Source organism: Duncaniella muricolitica (genome assembly GCF_910574735.1).
Classification (GTDB): domain Bacteria; phylum Bacteroidota; class Bacteroidia; order Bacteroidales; family Muribaculaceae; genus Duncaniella; species Duncaniella muricolitica.
The window spans coordinates 1-24,704 of record NZ_CAJTCF010000013.1 but is presented as its reverse complement, the minus strand read 5'-3'; the positions used below and the strand labels follow the sequence as shown (position 1 = coordinate 24,704).

Annotated in this window: 16 protein-coding genes; 10 read left to right on the top strand and 6 right to left on the bottom strand. The window is 53.6% G+C overall.

Annotated features, from left to right (window positions below; genetic code table 11):
- The first annotated feature begins 235 nt into the window (after nt 1–235).
- Nucleotides 236–2,098: a methylmalonyl-CoA mutase small subunit gene (mutA, locus tag QGT73_RS04315; RefSeq protein WP_280121573.1), complete on the top strand. Its 1,863-nt coding sequence runs from the start codon at nt 236–238 to the stop codon at nt 2,096–2,098.
- Nucleotides 2,099–2,120: 22 nt separating this feature from the next.
- Nucleotides 2,121–4,256, top strand: a complete 2,136-nt coding sequence (gene scpA / locus QGT73_RS04310) for a methylmalonyl-CoA mutase (protein WP_280121572.1) — start codon at nt 2,121–2,123, stop codon at nt 4,254–4,256.
- A 164-nt stretch (nt 4,257–4,420) separates the two neighbouring features.
- Here the strand turns inward: scpA and QGT73_RS04305 are convergent, their stop codons facing one another.
- Nucleotides 4,421–4,828, bottom strand: coding sequence for a DUF4332 domain-containing protein (locus QGT73_RS04305; protein ID WP_123616305.1), 408 nt, complete (start codon nt 4,826–4,828; stop codon nt 4,421–4,423).
- Nucleotides 4,829–5,016: 188 nt separating this feature from the next.
- Here QGT73_RS04305 and QGT73_RS04300 point away from each other — a divergent pair, with 188 nt between their 5' ends.
- Nucleotides 5,017–6,189, top strand: coding sequence for an iron-containing alcohol dehydrogenase (locus QGT73_RS04300; protein ID WP_280121571.1), 1,173 nt, complete (start codon nt 5,017–5,019; stop codon nt 6,187–6,189).
- A gap of 115 nt (nt 6,190–6,304) precedes the next feature.
- Here QGT73_RS04300 and QGT73_RS04295 read toward each other — a convergent pair whose 3' ends face one another.
- From QGT73_RS04295 to QGT73_RS04285, 3 genes are all read right to left on the bottom strand, one after another.
- Complete coding sequence (locus QGT73_RS04295) at nt 6,305–7,918, bottom strand: ABC-F family ATP-binding cassette domain-containing protein (RefSeq protein ID WP_123616307.1); 1,614 nt, start codon at nt 7,916–7,918, stop codon at nt 6,305–6,307.
- A 188-nt stretch (nt 7,919–8,106) separates the two neighbouring features.
- Entirely contained in the window at nt 8,107–8,811 is a 705-nt protein-coding gene (locus QGT73_RS04290) for a potassium channel family protein (RefSeq protein ID WP_280121570.1), read from the bottom strand.
- A 76-nt stretch (nt 8,812–8,887) separates the two neighbouring features.
- Nucleotides 8,888–9,472 carry an RNA polymerase sigma factor gene (locus tag QGT73_RS04285; RefSeq protein WP_280121569.1) on the bottom strand — a complete coding sequence of 195 codons (585 nt, stop codon included), beginning with the start codon at nt 9,470–9,472 and terminating at the stop codon, nt 8,888–8,890.
- A 133-nt stretch (nt 9,473–9,605) separates the two neighbouring features.
- On the opposite strand from QGT73_RS04285, the gene QGT73_RS04280 reads away from it, so the two are divergent.
- The 7 genes from QGT73_RS04280 (at nt 9,606) to QGT73_RS04250 (ending at nt 21,665) form a co-directional block, all read left to right on the top strand.
- Complete coding sequence (locus tag QGT73_RS04280) at nt 9,606–10,766, top strand: FecR family protein (RefSeq protein ID WP_280121568.1); 1,161 nt, start codon at nt 9,606–9,608, stop codon at nt 10,764–10,766.
- A 49-nt stretch (nt 10,767–10,815) separates the two neighbouring features.
- Nucleotides 10,816–14,352: a SusC/RagA family TonB-linked outer membrane protein gene (locus tag QGT73_RS04275; protein ID WP_280121567.1), complete on the top strand. Its 3,537-nt coding sequence runs from the start codon at nt 10,816–10,818 to the stop codon at nt 14,350–14,352.
- Between the two features lie 38 nt (nt 14,353–14,390).
- Entirely contained in the window at nt 14,391–15,830 is a 1,440-nt protein-coding gene (locus tag QGT73_RS04270) for a RagB/SusD family nutrient uptake outer membrane protein (RefSeq protein WP_280121566.1), read from the top strand.
- A 69-nt stretch (nt 15,831–15,899) separates the two neighbouring features.
- A complete protein-coding gene (locus QGT73_RS04265) occupies nt 15,900–17,039 on the top strand; it encodes a redoxin family protein (RefSeq protein WP_280121565.1) in 1,140 nt (379 codons plus the stop codon).
- Between the two features lie 187 nt (nt 17,040–17,226).
- Complete coding sequence (locus QGT73_RS04260) at nt 17,227–18,330, top strand: TlpA disulfide reductase family protein (RefSeq protein ID WP_280121564.1); 1,104 nt, start codon at nt 17,227–17,229, stop codon at nt 18,328–18,330.
- A gap of 49 nt (nt 18,331–18,379) precedes the next feature.
- Nucleotides 18,380–20,323, top strand: a complete 1,944-nt coding sequence (locus tag QGT73_RS04255; RefSeq protein WP_280121563.1) for a protein-disulfide reductase DsbD domain-containing protein — start codon at nt 18,380–18,382, stop codon at nt 20,321–20,323.
- 157 nt (nt 20,324–20,480) lie between these two features.
- Nucleotides 20,481–21,665, top strand: a complete 1,185-nt coding sequence (locus QGT73_RS04250) for an MFS transporter (RefSeq protein ID WP_341874106.1) — start codon at nt 20,481–20,483, stop codon at nt 21,663–21,665.
- An 87-nt stretch (nt 21,666–21,752) separates the two neighbouring features.
- Here the strand turns inward: QGT73_RS04250 and hutI are convergent, their stop codons facing one another.
- Nucleotides 21,753–22,988, bottom strand: a complete 1,236-nt coding sequence (gene hutI / locus QGT73_RS04245) for an imidazolonepropionase (RefSeq protein WP_280121561.1) — start codon at nt 22,986–22,988, stop codon at nt 21,753–21,755.
- A 96-nt stretch (nt 22,989–23,084) separates the two neighbouring features.
- The gene (hutH, locus tag QGT73_RS04240) at nt 23,085–24,563 is read right to left on the bottom strand and encodes a histidine ammonia-lyase (protein ID WP_280121560.1); all 1,479 of its coding nucleotides are present in this window, start codon (nt 24,561–24,563) and stop codon (nt 23,085–23,087) included.
- Between the last annotated feature and the right edge of the window lie 141 nt (nt 24,564–24,704).

Here is a 24,704-nt window from a genome sequence, read left to right as displayed (position 1 = left end):
CAACATGTCGATGGCCTCCAATTGCAGCCGAGACCATATGCAACTCATGATAAATGAGAGCAGGATGTGGATTAAGCTGTTTTTTACGGAAAAATTTCTTTAATTAGAAAATATTCTTTTATCTTTGCATCTGAAAACTTGCAAGATTGGAATGATGCGTCCCTACTCGAGCAAGTGAGTGGGACAATGCAGGATTTCACCTTACATATCAGACTGAGAATTAATACCATAAATCATGGCAGAAAAAAAAGAAAAATTGTTTGACCAGTTTCCTCCGATTTCCACAGCAGAATGGAAAGCTAAAGTGGAGGCTGACCTGAAAGGTGCTCCCTTTGACAAAAAGCTCGTGTGGCGCACCAACGAGGGATTCAATGTACAGCCCATGTACAGGCTCGAAGACATCGAAGACCTTGCCACCACCAACTCACTGCCGGGAGAGTATCCATATCTCCGCGGCACCCGCACCGATAATGACTGGCTCGTGCGCCAGGAAATTATCGCCGAGACACCCGCAGAAGCCAACCGCATAGCACTCGACGTGCTCACCAAGGGTGTTACTTCGCTCGGATTCAAGGTGCAGGAACCCACAGCCGAGACAGTGGCCACACTGCTCAACGGCATTGACACCGCCAAGGTCGAAATCAACTTCAGTTGCTGCCTGAAAAAAGCTCTGCCTCTGGCCGAAGCCCTCGTGGCTTATGTGAAGGAGAACGGCACCGACGAGACCTTCAAAGGCTCCATCGACTTCAACCCCTTCAAGAAACCTCTGCGCAAGGGCGCGGCTTTTGCAGCCGACGAACTCGTGAAGATGGCCGGCGAACTGCTCGACGCCGTCAAGGACGTGCGCGGCCTGCGCGTGCTTGCAGTTGACAGCGACATGCTCAGCAACGCCGGTGCATACATATATCAGGAACTCGGATATGCTCTGGCTTGCGGAGCCGACTGGATGAGCCTGCTCACCGAGGCCGGACGCAACGCATCGGAAGTGGCCTGCCGCATCAAGTTCAATATGGGCGTATCGAGCAACTTCTTCATGGAACTTGCAAAATTCCGTGCCGCCCGTATGCTCTGGGCCCAGATTGTGGCCCAGTACAAGCCCGAGTGTGAGTGTGCCGCCAAGATGAAGGCCCACGCCACCACCTCGCGCTTCAACCAGACACTCTATGACGCACACGTCAACCTGCTGCGTAGCCAGACCGAATCAATGTCGGCCGCTCTCGCAGGTGTCGACTCGATAACCGTCACTCCGTTTGACGCACCGTTCAAGACTCCCGACGAATTTTCAGAGCGTATCGCCCGCAACCAGCAGCACCTGCTCAAAGAGGAGAGCCATCTTGACAAAGTAATCGACCCCGCCGGCGGTTCGTATTACGTAGAGACCCTCACCATGGCTATCGCCAAGGAGGCATGGAAGCTCTTCCTCGACGTAGAGGAGAAGGGCGGATTTCTCGCTTGCTGCAATGACGGAGAGGTACAGAAAGCCGTGCGCGAAAGTGCCGAAAAACGTCACACCGACGTGGCCAAGCGCAAGGAGATACTCCTTGGCACCAACCAGTATCCCAACGTCAACGAGATGGCAGCCGACAAGATTGTAGAGCTTCAGGGCTCGGTGCCCTGCACATGCAACGGTGGAAATGGCTGCGAAAACGAGGGTGGTCTTCCCACCAAGCGCGCGTCGAGCGACTTTGAGGACCTGCGTCTGGCCACCGAGGCAGCCGCCAAGCGTCCCAAAGTGTTTATGCTCACCATCGGCAATCTCGCCATGCGTCTGGCCCGCGCCCAGTTCTCGGGCAACTTCTTCGGCTGTGCCGGCTATGAGATTATCGACAATCTCGGCTTCAACAGTGTGGAGGAAGGCGTGGACGCCGCTCTCGAGAAGGGTGCCGACATCGTGGTGCTCTGCTCAAGCGATGACGAGTATGCCGAATATGCTCCCGCCGCGTTCAAGTATCTCGACGGCCGTGCCGAGTTTGTAGTGGCCGGTGCGCCCGCATGCATGGACGATCTCAAGGCCCTGGGCATCAACGACTATGTACACGTGCGCTGCAATGTGCTCGAGACACTGCGTGACTTCAACAACCGTCTGCTCAACAAGTAAACCATTCCATCCCCTATAAGATATGAAACCCAATTTCAAAGACATTGACATTGTAAAAGACGCTTTCGGCGACCGTCACGTCCCCGAGACACAGGGGGAAGAGTGGCTCACCCCCGAGCTTATCCCCGTCAAGCCCATATATACCAAAGATGACCTCGAAGGTCTGGAGCACCTGAACTATGTGTCGGGTATTCCCCCCTTCCTCCGCGGCCCGTACAGCGCGATGTATCCCCTTCGCCCCTGGACCATCCGTCAGTATGCCGGATTCTCGACCGCAGCCGAGTCAAACGCCTTCTACCGCCGCAACCTTGCCGCCGGTCAGAAGGGTCTGTCGGTGGCCTTCGACCTTGCCACTCACCGCGGTTATGACGCCGACCACGAGCGTGTGGTAGGCGACGTGGGCAAGGCCGGTGTGTCAATCTGCTCGCTCGAGGACATGAAGGTGCTCTTCGAGGGTATACCCTTGAACAAGATGTCCGTCTCCATGACCATGAACGGAGCCGTGCTGCCCGTACTCGCGTTCTACATCAACGCCGGTCTGGAGCAGGGAGCCAAACTCGAGGAGATGGCCGGTACGATCCAGAACGACATTCTCAAGGAGTTCATGGTGCGTAACACCTATATCTACCCGCCGGAATTTTCGATGCGTATCATCGCCGACATCTTTGAGTACACCTCGCAGAACATGCCCAAGTTCAACTCCATCTCCATCTCGGGCTATCACATGCAGGAAGCCGGCGCGACATGCGACATCGAGCTTGCCTACACCCTCTGCGACGGTCTGGAATATCTGCGCGCAGGTGTCAACGCCGGCATCGACATCGACGCCTTCGCACCCCGTCTGTCGTTCTTCTGGGCTATCGGCATGAACTACTTCATGGAGGTGGCCAAGATGCGTGCCGCACGTCTGCTGTGGGCCAAGATTGTCAAGCAGTTCAATCCCAAGAATCCCAAGTCGCTCGCACTGCGCACCCACTCTCAGACCTCGGGCTGGTCGCTCACCGAGCAGGACCCCTTCAACAACGTAGGCCGTACATGTATCGAGGCCATGGGCGCGGCTCTCGGCCACACCCAGAGTCTCCACACCAACGCACTCGACGAGGCTATCGCACTCCCGACCGACTTCTCGGCACGTATAGCACGTAACACCCAGATATATATCCAGGAGGAGACCATGGTGACCAAGCAGGTCGACCCGTGGGGCGGCTCATACTACGTGGAGGCTCTCACCAACGAGATAGCTCACCGCGCATGGGAGCACATCCAGGAAATCGAGAAGCTCGGCGGCATGGCCAAGGCTATCGAGAGCGGTCTGCCCAAGATGCGTATCGAGGAGGCTTCGGCCCGCACCCAGGCCCGCATCGACTCGGGCCGTCAGACCATCGTGGGCATCAACAAGTATCGTCTTGACCACGAAGATCCCATCGATATCCTCGAAATCGACAACACCGAGGTGAGAAAAGACCAGGTGGCCCGTCTCGTTGACCTCAAGGAGCACCGCGACGAAGCAGCCGTCAAGAAGGCCCTCGAGGCCATCACCGAATGTGTACGCACCAAGGAGGGCAACCTCCTCGACCTTGCAGTCAAGGCAGCCGGCGTGCGCGCAACCCTCGGAGAGATTTCAGATGCCTGCGAAGAAATCGTAGGCCGTTACAAAGCAGTAATCAGAACTATTTCAGGCGTGTATTCATCAGAGACCAAGCAGGACCCCGACTTTATCAAGGCCCAGCAGATGTGTGAGGAGTTTGCAAAACGCGAAGGCCGTCAGCCCCGTATCATGATTGCCAAGATGGGTCAGGACGGACACGACCGCGGAGCCAAGGTTGTGGCCACAGGCTATGCCGACTGCGGCTTTGACGTCGACATGGGTCCGCTGTTCCAGACTCCGGCCGAGGCTGCCCGCATGGCTGTGGAGAATGACGTCCACATCCTCGGAGTGTCGTCGCTCGCCGCCGGCCACAAGACTCTCATCCCGCAGGTAATTGAGGAGCTCAAGAAACTCGGCCGCGAGGACATCCTCGTGACTGCCGGCGGTGTAATCCCCGCTCAGGACTATGACTTCCTCTACAAAGCGGGCGTCGCAGCTATCTTCGGTCCCGGCACACGTATTCCCGTGTCGGCCATCAAGATGCTTGAGATACTCTCTGACGGAGAATAATCCACCGAAGCGTGATGTGAAGAGCAATGCTCCCGCGCCGCGCTGACGCATAAAAGATTCAAAAGAGACAAAGGCTGTAACAGTTACAGACCATTGTCTCTTTTGAATCTTTTTTTGTGCGTCATCCGGGCCGGAAATATCATTCCGGGAAGCCGCACGGGCAATCAATATGTCACTATCGGGGGAAGCTCCTTGGCTTGCTCTATCATGCCTGCAAGCTCAGTCTCGGAGGGCACACGTCCGCAGAGGTGTTTCTGCCCGTTTACCTCGACAAGCCGCGGATAAAGGTTGGCGGCCACGCGATGACGAAATTCCTTGACAGTGTCCACGCCGGCAGCCTCGAGGAGTTCGGCAAACTGTCCGGCCACGCCCTTGATGCGGAATAGGTCGGCGTGATTGGTCCATTTCAGTATCAGTTTCTCGCTGATGCCTGTCTGCTCGCTTACCTTCTCGCGACCCGACTTCTTGGCACACGCAGTCAGCAACTGTTCGGTGGTTGAGATACCGATACTTTCGAGTTTGCGGGCATATGACTCGCCTATACCCTCGATTTGTTCTATCTTATAAGCCATAGGAAAGAGGTTTTTGTTAGTTGGATGCTTACTTGATATATAAACAACCGAGCTGCGAGGGTGGTTGCGGAATGAGAGACCTGAAGTCGGGAAGACGTGAAAGTTTTTTGTTTTGAGTGGAGGTGATATGATTATTTTCGCTATTTTTGCGGGAAACAATCGTTACCGAAAAAACATAATTATTTATCATGAACAATTTCTCATATATCACCCCTACCCGATATATCTTCGGAAGAAAAGCCGAGGATGAGACCGGACGACAGGCCAAAACCCACGGCATGACCAATGTGCTTCTTGTCTATGGCAAGGGAAGCGTGGTGCGTAGCGGACTGCTCGACCGCGTGAAAGCCTCACTTGCCGAGGAGGGTATAAAGTTTACCGAACTGGGTGGCGTACAGCCCAATCCCGATGACGAAAAAGTGTATGAAGGCATCGAGGCGGGACGCTCTGCCGGCGTGGACGGTGTAATAGCCGTTGGCGGAGGTTCGGCCATCGACACAGCCAAGGCCATTGCCGCAGGCATAGTGTATGACGGAGACTTCTGGGACTTCTATGCGGGCAAGACCGTAGTGGAGAAAGCGTTGCCCATAGGTGTCGTGCTCACCATCCCGGCTGCCGGAAGCGAGGGAAGCGGCAACTCTGTGATAACCCACCGCAACGGCATGAAAAAGATTTCGCTGCGCACGGATATGGCTCTGCGCCCCAAGTTCTCGTGCCTCAACCCCGAACTGACATTCACGCTTCCGCCCTATCAGACCGCATGCGGCGTGTGCGACATGATGATTCACATCTTCGAACGCTACTTCTCCCCCACTCCCGAGGTGGAGGTGACCGACCGTGTGGCCGAAGGGCTGATCAAAGCCATCATGACCGAGGCACCCAAAGCACTCGAGACGCCCGACAACTATGATGCCCGCGCCAACATAATGTGGAGCGGCACGCTGGCTCATAACGGACTGTGCGGCACGGGACGTGCCGAAGATTGGTCGTCACACTTCATGGAGCATGAGGTGAGCGCGCTCTATCCCGAGGTGGCCCACGGGGCCGGACTGGCCGTCATGGTGCCCGCATGGATGACCTATGTGGCACAACGCAATCCGGCCAAAGTGGCTCAACTGGCCCGACGCGTACTCGATGTGACTGCCGACGATGACATGACCGCGGCTATGGATGGCATAGAGCGTCTGAGAGAATTTTTCACCTCGCTCGGGCTGCCGTCACGCCTCGGAGAGTTTGGAGTGAAAGAGGAGGACATTCCCGTGATGGTGAAAAAACTGCATGAAAACAAAGGCCCGAAAATCGGAGCATACATACCGCTCGAGGCCAATGACACTGCGGAAATATATCGTATAGCACTATAATCAGGCATATACAAAACCGACAAAAGTTTCAAACGAAACAAAGGCTTAGGCATATTAAAAGCACTTGTTTCGTTTGAAACTTTTGTCAGTTTTGTATCTCTTTTAAGACAAAGAGTTATGAGTAGAGTTTTTCGCGGGCGGCAAGGACTTTGGCGTCGGTGATGTAATCGTCATAGTCCATGAGCTTGTCGATGGTGCCCTTGGGTGTCAGCTCGATGATGCGGTTGCATACAGTCTGTATAAACTCGTGGTCGTGGCTCGAAAGGAGGATATTGCCTTTGAAACCCTGGAGTGTATTGTTGAAAGCCTGTATCGACTCAAGGTCGAGGTGGTTGGTGGGCGAGTCGAGCACAAGGGTGTTAGCATCGGTCATCATCATGCGGGCTATCATGCAGCGCATCTTTTCGCCACCGGAAAGCACGGATGCTTTTTTGAGCACCTCTTCGCCCGAGAAGAGCATCTTGCCGAGGAATCCTTTGAGGTAGATTTCGGAGTTGTCAGACGAGTATTGCGACAGCCAGTCGACGAGATTGTGGTCAGTGTTGAAAAACGCCGTATTGTCGAGAGGCAGATAGGCGGTGGTGATGGTCTGGCCCCATTCATACGTGCCGGCGTCGGCCTTGCGGTTGCCGGTGATAATCTCGAAGAGCGCGGTCATGGCACGGGGGTCATGGCTGAGGAAGGCAATCTTGTCACCCTTCTCAATCTGGAAATTCACGTCGCTGAAGAGCACCTCGCCGTCGACGCTTGCCGAGAGCCCCTTGACTTCGAGTATTTTGTTGCCCGGCTCGCGGTTGGGGGTGAATATGATGCCCGGATAGCGGCGCGACGAGGGCTGAATCTCCTCGACATTGAGCTTTTCGAGCATCTTCTTACGCGAAGTGGTCTGCTTTGACTTGGCAACGTTGGCACTGAAACGCTGTATAAACTCGAGGAGTTCCTTACGTTTCTCCTCGGCCTTCTTGTTGGCCTGCTGCTGCTGACGCAGAGCGAGCTGCGATGATTCATACCAGAAGCTGTAATTGCCGGCAAAAAGTGTAAGTTTGTTATAGTCGATGTCGAGAGTGTGGGTGCACACCGAGTCGAGGAAGTGACGGTCGTGACTCACCACAAGCACGGTGTTTTCAAACTTGGAGAGATAATCCTCAAGCCAAGCCACAGTCTCGAGGTCAAGGTCGTTGGTGGGCTCGTCGAGCAGCAGGTTGTCGGGGTTGCCGAAGAGGGCCTTGGCCAGAAGCACACGCACCTTTTCGTTACCGCTCATGTCGCGCATGAGGGTGTAATGCTTGTCCTCACGTATGCCCAGACCGCTGAGCAGCGCGGCGGCCTCGCTCTCGGCGTTCCATCCCTCGAGCTCGGCGAAACGTTCCTCAAGTTCGGAGGCACGTATGCCGTCGGCGTCAGTGAAATCTTCCTTGGCATAGAGGGCATCTTTTTCCTGCATTATGTCCCAGAGCACGGTGTGGCCGCGGAGCACTGTCTCGATGACCGTACAGTCATCAAACTTGAAGTGGTCCTGTTCAAGCACGCTCATACGCTCGCCGGGACCCTGTGTCACATTGCCGTGAGTCGGGGTCAGTTGGTCGCTGAGTATGCGCATGAGAGTCGACTTGCCGGCACCGTTGGCACCGATTATACCGTAGCAGTTACCCGGGGTGAATTTCAGGTTAACATCCTGAAACAATACCCTCTTACCAAATTGTATACCTAAGTTATTTACAGCTATCATAGTGGAGCAAAAAATTTCGAGGTGCAAAGTTACGAAATTTTTTGCAATCAGACAATTAGTCAGGTCGGAGTTGATGGGGAGGGAGTTTGGGGGCCTATGAGTCTGATGAGGCCAATGGGCAACCATCGCCTCATAACCCTATAACCTCATAACCTCATAACCTTATAACCTTTGCTCGAAGAGCAAATTCAAATGAATTTGGCTTTACGCTGCACGTAGTTAGTGAGGTAGACGGTGAAGAGCGGAAAGATGACCATGCCCATAATTGGGAGCACCACGGCTACGATTTTGCCGGGAACAGTGACGGGCGATATGTCACATCCGACAGTCGACATGTTCATGAACGACCACCAGAGTGCCGACCAATAGGTCTTGACCTGGGGATTATAGGGCTGCTCCATGTCGAAAAATATGAGTGAACAGAAGTAGGTAATCATCAGCAGTATCACGAGATATGACATAAACAGACTCGTGACGGCGTTGCTCGACAGGTAGCCTATGACTATCGACATGGCCAGGGCTCCGCGCGCAAGGGGGATGAAACGGACAAAGTAGAGCACGTCGCCCGACAGGTGCATGCCGGTCATGTTGATGATGTTGAGATAGGGGACGGATAGAAGCAGAAACGCCATGCGCCGCTTGACAAAACCGAGTTTGTCGGAGGTATAGGCCAGTTCGACAAAAAAGTCTATCATGAAAAATATGCACACCCAAAACTGAAACACCATATACTGATGGTTTTCCAGAAAGTTGACCTCCTCGAATGTGTCGACCGAGATGAAAAATATAAGCAGTCCGGAGAGCACAAGCACAATTAGATTCATGACCGTGAGAATGCGCGGAGTATGATGCTTGTCGGCAGGCTGAGTAGTTGTAACGTGAGAATTGTTCATGGCCTTAATTGCTTTAACATAAGTTAAACAATTAAGCCCGCCTAAAAGTTGACACCACCCCCCACTCTAATGTCTGTCAGGAAGCCGCAGCGAAATAACAACCTAACAATGAATACAATACACAATCGGGAGGGGTAATTTCACCAAGCTGTTCACGTAACATTACGAGTATGCCGGCCTTCCACTTCTTGACAGTGATCTCAGCCACACCGAGCCGCTCGGCTATCTCGGCATTTTTAAGTCCGTCGTGATAACTGAGCCTCAACACCTCGCGATAACGTGGCGGAAGCGACTCGATGGCTGCATAAAGCATGTCGAGCGTCTCCTGCTCAAGCATGGCTACATCCAGACCGGGGGCCACGTGCGAGACATCTCCGCTGTCAAGATAGTTGTTGCGCGAGCGATGCTTTCTGATCAGAGCTATCGAACTGTGATAAATACATTTGAGTATGTAGGCATACCATGCCGGCGACGATTTGAGACGGCGACGCTCGGTGAAAGAACTCATCACGGCATCTTGCACACAATCCTCGGCAAGATATGACAACTCATCACCGAGCTGACGCGAGGCATATACGAGCAGACCCGGATACAAATCCTCATAGAACGGCCTGACATTGCCGGCTATGAATGATTTATATATGTAATCGTAATCATACACACTGCAAATTTAACGAAATAATCCCGAAAAGCAAGCGTGAAACAACAATTTACCAAAAAAGCGAAAAATAATGTAAAAATTTGATATACTTTTTGCACCCTATCGCCTTTTATCAATACAACACGAAAAAACAATGGATCCGATAGCATCTCTACTATACCGTCTTTCGATAGGCCGCATCACTCCCGAGGAGCGGCAGACTCTCGAACAATGGGCCGGCGATGACCCCGACCGCCGCGCATTGCTCGCCCGTATGGCCGACCCCGACTACGTGTCACGCCAGTTGGGACGCAGGACACTGGTCAGGACGGAGCGTCCGATGGCCGACATGCAGCAACGCATCTCGGCCGTGCGCCGCAGTCGCGTCATGCGCGTGCTCTCGATAGCCGCGATGATAGCCGTAATAGCAGGCATTGCCGCCACATTTATTATATATAACCGCTCCGACATCTCCACTTCCGTCCCCACAGAGATAGCCGCCACAACCGACGGACCTTCAAGCCTCGTGGAGATAGCCCCGGGCACCACCCGCGCCCGACTCATAGCTCCATCGGGCGAGACACTTACTCTCTCGGCCTCCGACACCGCCGGAGTGCATGGCAGCCGGATGATACTCGCACAAAACTGTCAGGTGGAGGCCCCGCGCCAACTGTGTCTCGACGTGCCGCGCGGCGGAGAGTTTAAAATCATACTCGAGGACAGCACCGAGGTGTGGCTCAACTCTGAGTCGACCCTCAGCTATCCCGAAGTGTTCAGTCCCACCGAGCGACGCGTGCACGTGACGGGCGAAGCCTATTTTGCCGTAAAGCGTGACGAGAAACGCCCCTTCTATGTCGAAACCGACAAACTTACGGTGAGGGTATACGGCACAGAATTCAATGTGCGCGCCTATGCCGATGACCCATATGTCTACACCACACTCGAGCGTGGCTCCATAGCCGTCACCCGCGCCGACATCCCCTCGGGTGAAGTGCTGCTTTCACCCGGCCACCAGGCCATGCTCAGCCGCGAGGACAACCGACTCAACATGCGCACCGTCGACCCGCAGGTAATAGCCGGGTGGCGACACGGACGGTTTGTGTTTGAGGAACAGCCTCTCTCGAGCATCATGCGCGACCTGAGCCGATGGTATGATTTCGAGTATGAATTTGAGTCGCCCGAAGTGGCACAGATAGTCTTCATGGGCAGCATCCCGCGCTATGCCGACTTTGCCTCGGCCATATCCATCATAGAGATGAGCGGAGGACTGCGCTTCACCACCCGCGACGGCAAAGTGATAATATCGTCGCAATAAAAACGAAACTAACCTTTACACATTACTCACCAATCATTTTTTTTACACAATGAAAAAAGTACTATTAGCCCTTCTGCTGGCAGTGACGATGCTTGTGCCGCTCGACCTTGCGGCGCGCTCGTACAACGCCAAGTTTGACAAGGCCACTCCCGAGGCGGTAATCAACGCGCTCAAACAGGAGACCGGCATGGACTTCGTGTATCAGAAAGAGCTTCTGAAAGAGGCCAAGAGTCCCGTAACGTGCAACTACACGGGGCTGACACTCGAGCAGCTTCTCAACCGCGTGCTGTCGGTCAACATGCTGCTCGGCTACGAAGTGGTCGACAAGACCGTGGTGCTCAAACGCCCCAACATCAACGTCGATTATGTGCAGGGCGACATCAAGGGCATAGTATGGGATGCGGAAGAAAACGAGCCGTTGGCCGGTGCGACCGTCATGATCGACGGCACCACCAACATCACCGTCTCGGATGCCGACGGACACTTCACGCTCAAGAATGTCCAGGCCCTCAACCCTATGGTATCGGCCATATTTGTCGGCATGAAACCCGCATCAATCAAAGTGACTCCTAAAAACCAGAACAATATCCGCTTCAATCTCGAGACCCACGTCACGATGATGAGCGAGGTGGTGGTGACCGGCTATCAGGACATCAAGAAGGAGAAGATGACCGGCTCGGTGACCACTATCAGTGCCGACAAGCTCGACGAACGCTACACACTCAACCTTCTCGACAATCTCGAGGGACGCGTGGCCGGTCTGTCGACCTACGGAGGCAAGCCCATTATCCGTGGCGTGGGCACACTCGGCGGCTCGACCGCCCCGCTGCTCGTGGTGGACGGTCTGCCCATCGAGGGTGACATCGACGACCTCAACCCCTACGACATCGAGAGTGTCAATGTGCTGAAAGACGCATCGGCATCGGCCATCTATGGCGCACGCGCGGCAAACGGCATTATTGTCGTGACAACCAAAAACGCCAAAAAGAAAGGTAAAATAGACATCGACTTCTCGGCCAACGTAACATGGTATGAGAACAAAAACATGGACTATCACGACAACTTCTACATGACTCCCGAGGAGCATATCAAGGCTGAGAGCGAATATCTGGAGTGGAAGTATTTTGTCAACGACCCCGCCTACAACAATGATCCCGTGAGAAATCTCGAGAGTTTCGCCACCGATATCAAGAAAGGCACCTCCTACTCGATAACACCTCTTGAATATGCCTACTATCAGTATGCCACCAACAGCTTCTCGCGAGAAGAACTCGACCGTCATAAAGCAGCCTTCGCGCAAAACAATTATGCACAGGACTATGCCGACAACATCTATCGCCGCCAGGTGATACAGCAATATAACCTTGCCCTGCGCAGCTCGTCGGACAAGTCGCGCAACAATGTGGTGCTCAACTACAAGCGCGACAACAGCGGCATCATCAACCACAAGGAAGAATGGCTCAACGTGTCATACAAGGGCGCGTTTGATCTGGCCAAATGGCTCACCGCCACAGTGTCGATCAACTCCATCTATTCGACCTCACGCAAATATGGCTATGACTACAACAGCAGTGCCAGCAATCCCTGGGCCTATGCCGGTTATTATTCATTCTATAATGAAGACGGCAGCATCGCGAAACAGTATCCCTGGTATAGCGGCACACGTTACTGGGACCCCGGTGAAGGCATGCATGACCTCGGAGTGGACGCAGTGAGCGAGATGTATGACAACACCCAGACCAACCGCCGCCAGAACATGCGCTATCACGCCGACCTGCTCTTCCGCATCATACCCGGCCTGACAGCCAACGCACAGTTTATCTACGAAGTGGACGAGCGCAACGAGCAGCACCTCGCCAACGAGCAGAGCCACGCCTCACGCACGCTGCGCAACGCATTTGCCTACATGAAAGACGGCAAAATCGATTATATGACACCCCGCTCGGGCGGTTTCCTCCAGACCAACGAAAGCACCGGCAACTACTGGACCGCCCGCGGCCAGCTCAATTACTCGCGCACATTCGGCCGCCACGACATCGCAGCCATAGCCGGTCTGGAGTTCCGCGAGACCAAATACAAGGGCACCAAGTCGCTCGTGCTCGGATATGACGAACAATTGCAATCAAGCTCGACCCACACCGTCGACTTCGGCACCATGAGCCAGATGAGAAACAGTCTCCTGTTCATGGCCTCCGACGGAGGATTTCCCTGCTCACAGTTTGCCTTCAACCCCTATCTCCGCGACGGCATGGGGCTCGTGCCTGAGGTGCGTCACCGCTACGGCTCCGGCTATGCCAACGCCACTTACACCTATGACGAGAAATACAATGTGTTTGGCTCGTTCCGTAAGGACTATGCCGACGTCTTCGGCCTCAACTCAAAATTCCGCGGCAAACCGCTGTGGTCGGTAGGCGCGGGCTGGAACATACACAATGAGGACTTTGTGCACGACATGGCTCCATGGCTCTCATTCCTCAAGCTGCGCTTCTCCTACGGTGTGACAGGCAACATCTATCAGGGAGCCACATCGGTAATGACCGCATCGGCCGGCTCGATCAACAGCACTACCAATGTGCCCTACGGCACCGTGACCTCTCCGGCCAACCCCGACCTGCGCTGGGAGCAGAACCGCACCACCAACGTAGGTCTCGACTTCAGCCTGTTCAATTACCGTCTGCGCGGCAACATCGACTTTTACAACAAAATAGGCAAGGACATTTTCAACGGCATGAATCTCGACCCGACAACAGGCTTCACCTCCATCGTGGCCAACGCCGCCTCCATCCGCAACCGCGGTCTTGAAATAGCAGCCTCCTATGACTGGTTTGTACCCCGCTCGCGCAGCGATTTCTCTTGGACAACAAGCGTGACATTCACCTACAACAAGAATGAAGTGATCGATGTGGAAAACGACGCCACCTCAGCCTATCGTCTTATCTCCACTCCCTACAAGAAAGGCTATCCCGTCAACGCATTGTGGAGCTATCGATTTGCCGGCATCTCAAGCGATCCCGGCACCGAGGGTCAGACACTGTTTTATGTAGAGAACGGCGGCACATCACACAATGCATCAGGTAAAAGCGTCGATATACTCGAGTTTTCAGGTCAATCCGATCCCAAATATATCGTAGGTGTCGACAATACATTCAAATGGAACGGCCTGAGCCTCGGATTTGTGCTCGCCTACTACGGAGGCCACAAGATGCGTTGTCTGCCGCAATCCGAAATATTTGCAAGCAGCTTTTATGCACCTATCGCTTCATATTTCAATAATGCATGGACACCTGAGAATCCGACATCTATCCCCGGTCTCGGCAAATACGCATCAAGATCTCTCGGAAGTGAAACTACATATGCCAACAATGCCGTGCATGACGCCTCGTTCCTCAAACTCCGCAACCTCGTCCTGGGCTACACGTTGCCCGAAGGCTGGACCCGTCGATTCGGCGTCAACCTGCTGACCGTCCGCTTCCAGGTCAACAATCCCAAGGCACTCTGGACAGCCAACGACCTTGGCGTAGACCCCGAGACACTTGGCATACGTAACCCCGCCTCCTATATGGTAGGTCTTAACCTTAATCTCTGATCGGGGAGTTTACACGTTTAACGCTTAAAGTTTACATTATGAAAATCAAACATATAGCCATAGGCATGCTCTCCGGAGCGATGATGATGACCTCATGCGCCGACTTCACCGAGATTGACCCCAAAGGCAAAAATCTACTCTCAAGCACAGCCGACCTCGAGCTGCTGCTCAATGCCGAATATTCTGTCAATGTAACTGACATGCAGCAAGTGTGCGGTGATGTGATATATGCCACCAGCACTCTGAGCACTCTGCTCCAACCGGTGGTCAAGACCAAATTTTCAATCCTTGCCGGCTGGGATGAAGCCGGTCACGACAAAGAGCTGCCCGAACTCATCGCCTCCGACAGCTACTATGCATCATGCTACGAATACATCGGGCGCATAGCCAACCCCATCCTCGCAAAAATCGACGATGCAAGCGGCTCGGACACCGACCGTCTTGCCATCAAGGCCGAGGCTTACGTTATACGCGCCTACTTCCACTATCTCGCGGTGCAGAAATTCGCTCCCGCCTATGACAAGGCCACGGCAGCCAACACTATGGCTCTCGCCTATGTCAAGGAGGACCAGGATATCAAGCAGCCTACAGTGCCTGTATCGCTTGAGGAATATTACACCAATATTATCGCCGACATCGATGCGGCCCTGAGCCTCAACGCACTCCCCGAGATGCCGCTCAACCGTATGCGTTTCGGTCTCGCAAGCGCGTATGCCGTCAAAGCCATCGCTCTCATGTCCATGCAGGAGCCCGGGCGTGCGGCTGCCGAGGCTCAGAACGCGCTCAATGTCAACAGCACTGTAGCCAACTACAACAATATGCTTGTCGACACAGCCGACCCTGTTGGCGGAAGCTATAAGTCGATATTCCGTAAGAAGATGGAGTGTCCCGAGGACTATTTCAGCACCGATGACATCAACTTCTTCACATCCTATCCCACATGGGACTTGATGGAGAACGGACACGCCGTGCGCGACCACTTCAACACCATGAACAAAGCTTACGCTCCGATGGGCATGGACCCGTCGCTGATGATGCTCGGCGTGCCCGGCTACACCATGACCTATGATCTCACCTCGTCATGGCCCACCATCGGCCTTAGCACCCCGCAGATGTATCTGATACTCGCCGAAAACGCCATCGACAACAACCGTTATGACGATGCCATGGGTTATCTCGACGCCATCCGCGCCAACCGCATCAATCCCGCCGCATATGCACCGCTCCAGGGAACTGTAAGCGACAAGGCCACAGCAATAACGCATCTCAAGACCACAGCTCATGCCGAGGGCATATTCTCGGTGTGGAACTTCATCAACCGCAAACGCTGGAACCGCCTCGACGACTATAAGGAGACTTTCACCCGCACCATATGCGGCATCAACATGTCTCTGACTCCCGACTCAAAACTGTGGGTGTTCCCGATACCTCAGAATGTAATCAACAATAATCCTAACTTTACTCCATATCTGAACTAAAAAAACGACGGTGTGTCGGAGAAAGTGTCATCACGACTTTTTCCGACCCACCATTTACTATCAATCTTTATGAAAAAATTATCCATTATTGCCCTCGGCTCATTAGCCGTGTTAGGAGCATGCACTTCGCATCCGGCCAACCAGTTTGACCTCAAAGGCGACATCGAGGGAGCCGACGGACGCACCATCTATCTGACTTACTATGCCGGAGACTCGGCCGTGACCGACAGCACAGTCATAACCGACGGCACCTTCACTTTCACGGGCACAATCGACCGCCCAGTAAGAGGTGTGGTGTATTTCGGTGTGCCCGACTGGAACAACAAGGCCCAGGCAAACGCCTATTTCGAGCCGGCCGAGATGACAGTGACAGGTCTTAAAGCCGATGATTTTTCTGACGCGGTGTTCAGTGGTTCCGCGACACAGGACGATATGACGGAGTATGACCGTCTGACCGCCCCTGTCACCGAACGCATCGCCGGCATACGCGCCGCCATGGCTTCGGCTACCGACGATGAAGACCGAAAGGCCCTCGCAGCCGAGTCGGACTCGCTGGGGAAAGAGTATGAAAAAATCACGATTGATTTCATTAAGAATCATCCGTCGTCATATCACTCCGCCTCACTTCTGGTCATGACCTGCGGCCGCATGAACTATCCCGAGCTCAAAGCCGTCTACGAAGGTCTCACCCCCGAAGTGCAGGCCGCGGCCGAGGGTGTCGGCGAGGAGCTTGCAGCTCTCGAGGCCACACAACCGGGCCACATGGCACCCGACCTCATCGGCATCAACCCCGACGGTAAAGAGATACGTCTCAGCGACCTCAAAGGCAAAGTGGTGCTTGTGGATTTCTGGGCCACATGGTGCGGTCCCTGCCGTGCTGCCCTGCCCCACGTCAGGAAGCTCTATGAGAAATATCACGACAAGGGTTTTGAAGTGTTTTGCGTAGCCGACAACGACTCTTCATCCGACGAGTGGAAAAAAGTCATTGTCGAGGAGGGTATGGAAAAATATCACAACATACTCCGCGGCCTGAAGACACAGACTGACGAAAACGGAAAAATGACAGGCTTTGACCGCTCGGGCGACCAGAGTGCGAAATATGCCGTGCACTATCTTCCGACAAAATATCTGATAGCGGCCGACGGCACCGTGATATGCAAAATCGACAAGGATGAGGAGCTCGACAGAATACTCGAGGAACTGTTCTGAAAAGTTGTGTCAAAAAGGTATGTAAAGAGGCTTAATTCTTAACTTTTTTAAGCATTTTAAACTCTTTAAACTTCAAAGAAGTAGTATCTTTGCAGTCAGATAACCTTATTCAAACAACACAATGTCACTTATGCCCTCACGGACAAGGCTCAACTAAACTATCCAATCATTTTTTAACATTATCGTAATGAACAAATTATCAATTCTCGGTATGGGTGCGCTCGCCATCATGTGTGCATGCAACTCCCAGCCTTCGACCGAGTATACCATCAACGGTACCACCGACATCCCCGACGGCGAGACCATCTATTTCGCCTGCATGGTGTCAAACGACTCAACCTACAAGGACAGCTGCGTTGTGGCCAATGGCGCATTCTCATTTGCCGGCTCACTCGCCACTCCCAAGCTGGGTTACATCAGCCGCGGCCCCATCACCTACATGAACGAGAAGGTGCGTCAGCTCATGGTAGAGCCCGGCAATATCACCGTGGCCCTCACCGGCGAGGATTACAGCAACGCCGAAATCACCGGCTCGCCCCTCACTATGGAGATGGACTCGCTCAACGCTATCCAGAAGGAGGTTTACGATCAGCTCATCCCCATGCGCGAGCAGTTTGCCGCCGCTCAGGGCGACTCTGTGGCCATGGCCGAACTCGAGCAGAAGTACACCGCCCTGATGAATCAGGTGAAGGACGCTCAGGTCAACTTTGTAAAGACCCACACCTCTTCGCTCTACGCTCCCGTAGTGATGTCGCGCCTCAAGAGCAACATGAGTCTCGACGAAATCAAGGAAATCTATAACGCCTGGACTCCCGAAGTGCAGGCTGCCGACGAAGCCACAGCCAAATATATCGCCGCACTCGAGAATATCCAGCCCGGCGCAAAGGCTCCCGATATCACCGGCAAAGACCAGGACGGCAACGAGGTAAGCCTCTCGGGCCTCAAGGGTAAAGTAGTGCTCGTTGACTTCTGGGCCACTTGGTGCGGTCCCTGCCGCGCTTCGCTCCCCCACGTCAAGGAGGTTTACGAGAAGTATAACGGCAAGGGCCTCGAGGTGCTCGCCGTGTCGCTCGACCGCAGCGAAGAGCCCTGGAAAGAATATATCGCCAACAGCGGCATGGGCATGGAGAAGTATGTCAACATCTACGACCAGCCCGTCAACAACGCCGACAACTACGCCATCCAGTATATCCCCTCCAAGTTTATCATCGATGCCGAGGGCAACATGGTAGGCCGCTTTGACGGCGAGGAGGAACTCGACGCCAAACTCGCCGAGATTTTCGCTGAATAATACGTTATAATCAAGTCCGTAAGGACGCATAAGTGACATTGTTATTTTTATGAAAAGGTATCTATCAGTTTTAATAGCCGTGGTGTGTGCATGTGTCATCGGCATCTCGGCCAAAGAAAAAGTGAGTGTGCTCTATGTGGGCGGCTCACCTGACTTCAATACAATGGGCGGTATGCCGGCCGATCCGGCCGAAGTGGCCAAATCGGCCAAGGAGCGCGCTGCCGACTTCACACGCTTTCTCAAACAGCGTTTTACCAAAGTCACCGCCATCGACGGCAAGGACTACAGGCCCGAAATGTCAGAGGCCTATGATGTGACTGTATTTGACGGCAAGCCGGCTGTGCTCAGGCCCGAAGTGATGGAGCGCGACGAGAACGGACGCGTCATCCGCTATGAAAAAGCTGCCTATCTGCCCGACGATTTTGACGACGCCGTGATATGTATCGCCGAGGCAAGCGAAAATATCGGCCGCTCGCTGGGAAACAAAAATGACTGGTTTTGCCTCTGTCTCGACAATTACGCGCTCGGATGGAAAAAAGACCACCCGGTATTTAACGGCCCCTTCAAAGTAAACATCGTGTCGGAGATGCGTCCCACTCCCGACAACGCCAAAGAATACGCTCCGATGTATGGCTACACCCTCCCCGAGCAGACCGAAATGTGGATGGTGAGCAAAAACGGCGGTTTTGAGAACGGCCAGCGCATAGGCATGGTGTCGCGCCCCTGGGGCTACACCGACTCGCCCGAAGCCGAGGTAATATCGGGCGGACTGTGTGCCAAAAGCATCGATGCTGTGGCCATCGGACGTCACGGCAACTTTTTCCACTGGGGATTTGCAGCCAAGCCTTCCGACCTCACCGAGCCGGCCAAGGCCGCACTCGCCAACGCGATTGTCTACATGAAGGACTTCAAAGGCAAACGCATCATAGCCCGCAAACTCAACGAAGGCATAGCAACCCGTGACGCTGCAACTGCGTCGAAATACACCATGTCGCGTGCCTGCTGGAAAGAGATGGAGGCCGTAAACATGAAATATTATCTCATGATGGACAGTGCCAAACGTGCCATCACTGCCAAACAGGCCGCCGGTGAAGAGCTCTCGCCCGCAGAGATGATGCACCTGCAATTTCCGGCAATTCCCAAACCCAAGTCCGTGCCCTTCTCGGAATACCTCAAGGGACGCAATCCGGAACTATACAAAGTGTTTGGCGAAGATGAGGCCGAGTATGCACGCTATTATGACAAAAACCGTCCATATTTCCGCGCCGACAGCAACGAGGGCTACAGTCTGGAAATCGACCAGGAGGCCCGCGCGCTCGGCATTGCCAACAATGACATACGTCTGCTCGACAAGGCTGTCGAACTACTCGAAAAAGGTGGTGATGACGCCGTGACCGGTCGTACACTGCTTGAACGCTACACACTGTGCCGCTTCGCAACACCCGCCGAGTGGAAGGCGTGGCTCGATGCCAACCGCGACCGTATGTTCTTCAGCGAAAGCGGCGGATGGCTGTGGCTTGTCGACACACTCGACCCCTCGGTGCCCGGCAACGACTACTCGGTGCTTACCGCTCCTGCACAGCCTGAAAACACTGCTCCAGTCGCTCCGGCCGGTGACACAGACCGCAACAATCCTGTGGCACTGAAAGCCGAAATCGTCGATGCTCCCGGCGGTATGAAAGACGTGGTCATCACCATGACCGTACACGAAGGTTTCCACACCTATGCCTATGTGGCCGATGAAGACCCGTTTATCCCGACCGAAGTGAGCATAGAACTTCCGGAGGATTATGAGAAATCGGGCTCGCTCGTCACTCCCACCCCCACCCCTTCGTCGACAGCAACGACCTATTACACCGGCAACGGAGCATTCCGCCAGCGCATCAAGGGCAACGGCGACGGCGAGGTCGTATGTAAAGTTAAATATCAGGCATGCGACGCGTCAATGTGTATGCCCCCGGTAACAATGACTATAACATTAGCTATCCGATAAAGATAGATTTGATAAAATAGCAAGAGGCCGAGTCCTGAATGATAACAACGTCAGGATTCGGCCTCGTCTTGTATCGGTGTGCAGGTATCTTTACGGACACACTTTGGCTGTAAGTCAAAAAAACACTACCTTTGCAGTCACAAAAATTCATAGTGATATGGACGAGAAATTAGAGCGGCTGTGGAACCGCGAATACTGCAAGGCGATGGCAGGTAATTTCATGCTGTTTTTTTCGTTTTACCTACTCACACCTTTACTCCCCATCTATCTCGACTCTCAGTTTAAAGCCGACAAGGATATGATAGGGCTTGTGCTGTCGGGCTATGTAGTCGCAGCACTCATCATCCGCCCGTTCAGCGGATTTATCGTAGACAGCTTCAACCGCAAGAAAGTGTTGATGCTCTGCTTCTTTACTTTTTTCATATGTTTTACGGGCTACATCGGAGCCGGCACGCTGCTGATGTTTGCCATCGTGCGCACCATCCACGGCATCCCCTTCGGAGCCACAACGGTGGCCAACAGTACGGTGGCTATAGACGTATTACCCTCCTCGCGACGCAACGAAGGCATAGGCTACTATGGACTGAGCAACAATCTGGCCATGGCGATAGCACCTTCGGCGGGCATATGGATATATGGTGCCACAGGTGATTTCACACTGCTGTTCTGGATTTCGCTCGCTGTGGCTTTCTTAGGTTTTTACTGCTCGACGGCCATCAGACTCCCGGCCCGCACACCTGTGGAGGGTAAACCTCATCTGAGCATGGACCACTTTTTTCTCACACGCGCATGGCTCATGGCCATCAATATATTCCTGTTCAGCATCTGCTGGGGCGTAATGAGCAACTATGTGGCCATATATGGTAAAGAAGTGATGGGTATAACCGATGGCACCGGCATATTTTTCGCACTGCTTTCGGGTGGTCTGTTCGCATCACGTCTGTATGGCGCGAAATCTCTACGCGAAGGTCGCCTGACCGAAAATGCTCTCGAAGGCGCGTGTATCTCGGCTGTAGGTTTCACACTCTTTGCTATCGCTCCTGGTGTGTGGGCATTTTATGTGTCGGCCTTGCTCATCGGTCTCGGCAACGGACGAATGTTTCCGGCCTTTCTCAATATGTTTATCTCCGTTGCCCGCCACGACCAGCGCGGCACAGCCAACTCGTCAATACTCACTTCATGGGACCTCGGCATGGGTGTAGGCATACTCCTTGGTGGCATACTTGTGGAATATGCCGGCTACTCGACAGCTTTCTGGTTTACGGCCGCATCACAGACTTCAGGCGCGTTGCTGCTCTACTTCTTCACCCGCCGTTTCTTCCAGGCAAGAAGAAGAGTTTAAAGTTTAGAGAGTTTAGAAAGTTTAGAGAGTATATCGTTTAAACTTTATAAACTTTATAAACTTTATAAACTCTCTAAACTTTAAGCTCTAAACTCTATACTCAATACCCTTAAGATAGACTGTTTCAATGACCGGTTCGGTATAGGAGTAGAGCATATAAGCCGCAGAAGTAAGCGGTTTGGTGAGGAAGAATGACGCCACTTTGCCGGGAGTTATCGAGCCATAGTCGGCGGCAAGTCCCATAGCGGCGGCACCGTTGAGCGTCGAGGCATTGAACGACTGCTCAGGCGTCATGCGCAGTTGTATACATCCAAGCGATGACATGAAACGCATGTCGCCCGATGGAGATGAACCGGGATTATAATCCGAAGCTATGGCAACGGCAGCCCCGGCCTTTATTAGTTCTGGAGCCGGAGCATGACACATGTTAAGGAAAAACGATGCGCCCGGCAAAACTGTAGCTATCGTAGGCGACACGGCCAGAAGTTCAATCTCGGCCTGTCCGATATTTTCAAGATGGTCGACCGAAGCGGCTCCGTGGGCCACACCCACCTGCACTCCGCCCGAGCAATGAAGCTGATTGGCATGCAGACGCGGAGTGATGCCATAACGGGCGGCTTCATTAAAAATCCTGTCTGTCTGCCCGACAGTGAAAAATCCCTGCTCACAGAATACGTCGACATAATCGGCCAACCCTTCGGCCGCCACTGCCGGGAGCATCTCACGGCACACATGATCGACATACTCGTCCTGACGCCCCTCAAAAGCACGGCCTACAGCATGTGCACCGAGAAATGTCGAACGTACGGCGAGCGGGAAATCCTGACGTATGCGTGCTATGACCCGCAGCATCTTGAGCTCATCGTCTAGAGTGAGTCCGTAGCCGCTCTTGATTTCCACGGCACCTGTGCCAAACGATATTATATCACGTATACGCGAAGATGCTTCGTCATACAGGCGGTCCTCGCTATATTCGTGCAGCCTGTCGGCTGAATTGAGTATGCCACCGCCTCGTGCGGCTATCTCGGCATAACTCAAGCCATTGATTTTGTCGACAAACTCCCGCTCCCGGCTGCCGGCAAAGACCAGATGGGTGTGCGAGTCGCAAAACGACGGGAAGAGCCAGCGTCCGCATGCATCGATAGTCTCACACTCCATGGCCGGGCACTCCGACATCTGACCATAGGAGTGAATCCTCTCACCCTCCACGGCCAGCCACGCGTCATGAAGCACGGGCAGAGCGTCCATCTCACTACCACGCAGGGCCTTGCCGGCTTCGTGGCGCACACCGACTATGGCTCCGATATTTCTGATTAACAGCATATTGTATCCTTTATTTAAAAAGTTAAAGGAGTCATAAAGTCAAGACAACACTTTATAGCCTCCTCTAACTTCTTGTATATTAGTTATTATCACATATTATGCCTGGCGCAGAAACTGCACAGCCTTCTCGATGTAGGTATACATCACCGTATCGTTCTGGATAAACGGAACTTCACGACGGAAAGCATCGTGGAACTCCTCGACTACAGGCGAAGACTTCAACGGACGGCGGAATTCGAGAGCCTGGGCGGCATTGAACAGCTCGATAGCCAGTACGCGCTCGGTGTTGTCAGCCACACGCAACAGTTTGGTGGCTGAGTTGGAGCCCATCGACACATGGTCTTCCTGACCCTGCGACGAAGGTATGGAGTCGACACTTGCCGGCCAGCAGAGCCCCTTGTTCTGGCTTACGATGGATGCGGCGGCATACTGAGGTATCATAAAACCACTGTTGAGTCCGGGTTTGGCCACAAGGAACGACGGAAGCGAACGCGCCCCCGAAATGAGCTTATAGATGCGACGCTCGGAGATATTGGCCAGTTCGGCGAGAGCCACAGCAAGGAAATCCATCGGCAGAGCTATCGGTTCGCCATGGAAATTGCCGGCCGACACGATGAGGTCGCTGTCGGGAAACACGGTCGGATTGTCGGTAGGACTGTTGATTTCGTCCTCAATCTTGCCCTTGACATAGGCTATTGTGTCCTTGACCGCGCCATGCACCTGAGGTATGCAGCGGAACGAATAGGGATCCTGCACATGCTTCTTGGGATGGACTGCAATCTCGCTGCCCTCAAGATATTCACGCATCACGCGGGCGGTCTCGATCTGACCCTCGTGGTGACGTATGCGGTTGACCTCATCGCCAAACGGTTCGAGACGGCCGTCGAAAGCGTCAAGCGACATGGCGGCAATCTTGTCGGCCTGACGGCTGAGACGCAGAGCCTTGATGAGCGCGTCGGTGGCGTGGGCCGACATGAACTGTGTGCCGTTGAGCAGGGCAAGACCCTCCTTTGACTGGAGCTCGATAGGACGCCAGCCCATATTGTCGAGAGCCTCGGAGGCAGGGATAATGTGGCCGTGCCACATCACTTCGCCAAGACCGAGCAGAGGAAGGCTGAGGTTGGCGAGCGGTGCAAGGTCGCCCGACGCACCGAGTGAGCCCTGACTGAACACGACAGGAAGTATGTCGGCGTTATAGAAATCAATCAGACGCTGCACAGTGGCCAGTTGCACACCCGAGTTGCCATAGGAGAGCGACTGGATTTTGAGCAGAAGCATCAGACGCACTATCTGCGGAGCCACACGTTCGCCAAGCCCGCAGGCATGCGACATGACAAGATTTTTCTGAAGCTGCGACAGTGCCTCGCGGTCGATAGATATGTTGCACAGCGAACCAAAACCGGTAGTGATGCCGTAGATAGGCTCGGTCTGCGACTCCATCTTCTCGTCAAGATATTTGCGGCACTTCTTGATGCGCTCCTTTGCGTCGTCAGAGAGCGAGAGTGAGGCGTGAGAGTTGAGTATCTCCTCAACTTTCTCTATGGTAAGCCATTCGGCTGATATTTCGTGATTCATAGTTTCTTGCGGTTATTCTTGTTATTTCATTTATAACAATGATTCGGTAAAAATTACAGAAGTAGTTGAAACTTAAGTTAATATAACGAATTATCAAATACAAATGAATCGCCAAATCGTTCATTATAAAAAAACTTAGCG

What these genes read in the sequence shown, in the direction of transcription:
- mutA (WP_280121573.1), top strand. Translation starts at nt 236, where the DNA reads ATGGCAGAAAAAAAAGAAAAATTGTTTGACCAGTTTCCTCCGATTTCC.
- scpA (WP_280121572.1), top strand. Translation starts at nt 2,121, where the DNA reads ATGAAACCCAATTTCAAAGACATTGACATTGTAAAAGACGCTTTCGGC.
- QGT73_RS04305 (WP_123616305.1), bottom strand. Translation starts at nt 4,828, where the DNA reads ATGGCTTATAAGATAGAACAAATCGAGGGTATAGGCGAGTCATATGCC.
- QGT73_RS04300 (WP_280121571.1), top strand. Translation starts at nt 5,017, where the DNA reads ATGAACAATTTCTCATATATCACCCCTACCCGATATATCTTCGGAAGA.
- QGT73_RS04295 (WP_123616307.1), bottom strand. Translation starts at nt 7,918, where the DNA reads ATGATAGCTGTAAATAACTTAGGTATACAATTTGGTAAGAGGGTATTG.
- QGT73_RS04290 (WP_280121570.1), bottom strand. Translation starts at nt 8,811, where the DNA reads ATGAACAATTCTCACGTTACAACTACTCAGCCTGCCGACAAGCATCAT.
- QGT73_RS04280 (WP_280121568.1), top strand. Translation starts at nt 9,606, where the DNA reads ATGGATCCGATAGCATCTCTACTATACCGTCTTTCGATAGGCCGCATC.
- QGT73_RS04275 (WP_280121567.1), top strand. Translation starts at nt 10,816, where the DNA reads ATGAAAAAAGTACTATTAGCCCTTCTGCTGGCAGTGACGATGCTTGTG.
- QGT73_RS04270 (WP_280121566.1), top strand. Translation starts at nt 14,391, where the DNA reads ATGAAAATCAAACATATAGCCATAGGCATGCTCTCCGGAGCGATGATG.
- QGT73_RS04265 (WP_280121565.1), top strand. Translation starts at nt 15,900, where the DNA reads ATGAAAAAATTATCCATTATTGCCCTCGGCTCATTAGCCGTGTTAGGA.
- QGT73_RS04260 (WP_280121564.1), top strand. Translation starts at nt 17,227, where the DNA reads ATGAACAAATTATCAATTCTCGGTATGGGTGCGCTCGCCATCATGTGT.
- QGT73_RS04255 (WP_280121563.1), top strand. Translation starts at nt 18,380, where the DNA reads ATGAAAAGGTATCTATCAGTTTTAATAGCCGTGGTGTGTGCATGTGTC.
- QGT73_RS04250 (WP_341874106.1), top strand. Translation starts at nt 20,481, where the DNA reads ATGGACGAGAAATTAGAGCGGCTGTGGAACCGCGAATACTGCAAGGCG.
- hutI (WP_280121561.1), bottom strand. Translation starts at nt 22,988, where the DNA reads ATGCTGTTAATCAGAAATATCGGAGCCATAGTCGGTGTGCGCCACGAA.
- hutH (WP_280121560.1), bottom strand. Translation starts at nt 24,563, where the DNA reads ATGAATCACGAAATATCAGCCGAATGGCTTACCATAGAGAAAGTTGAG.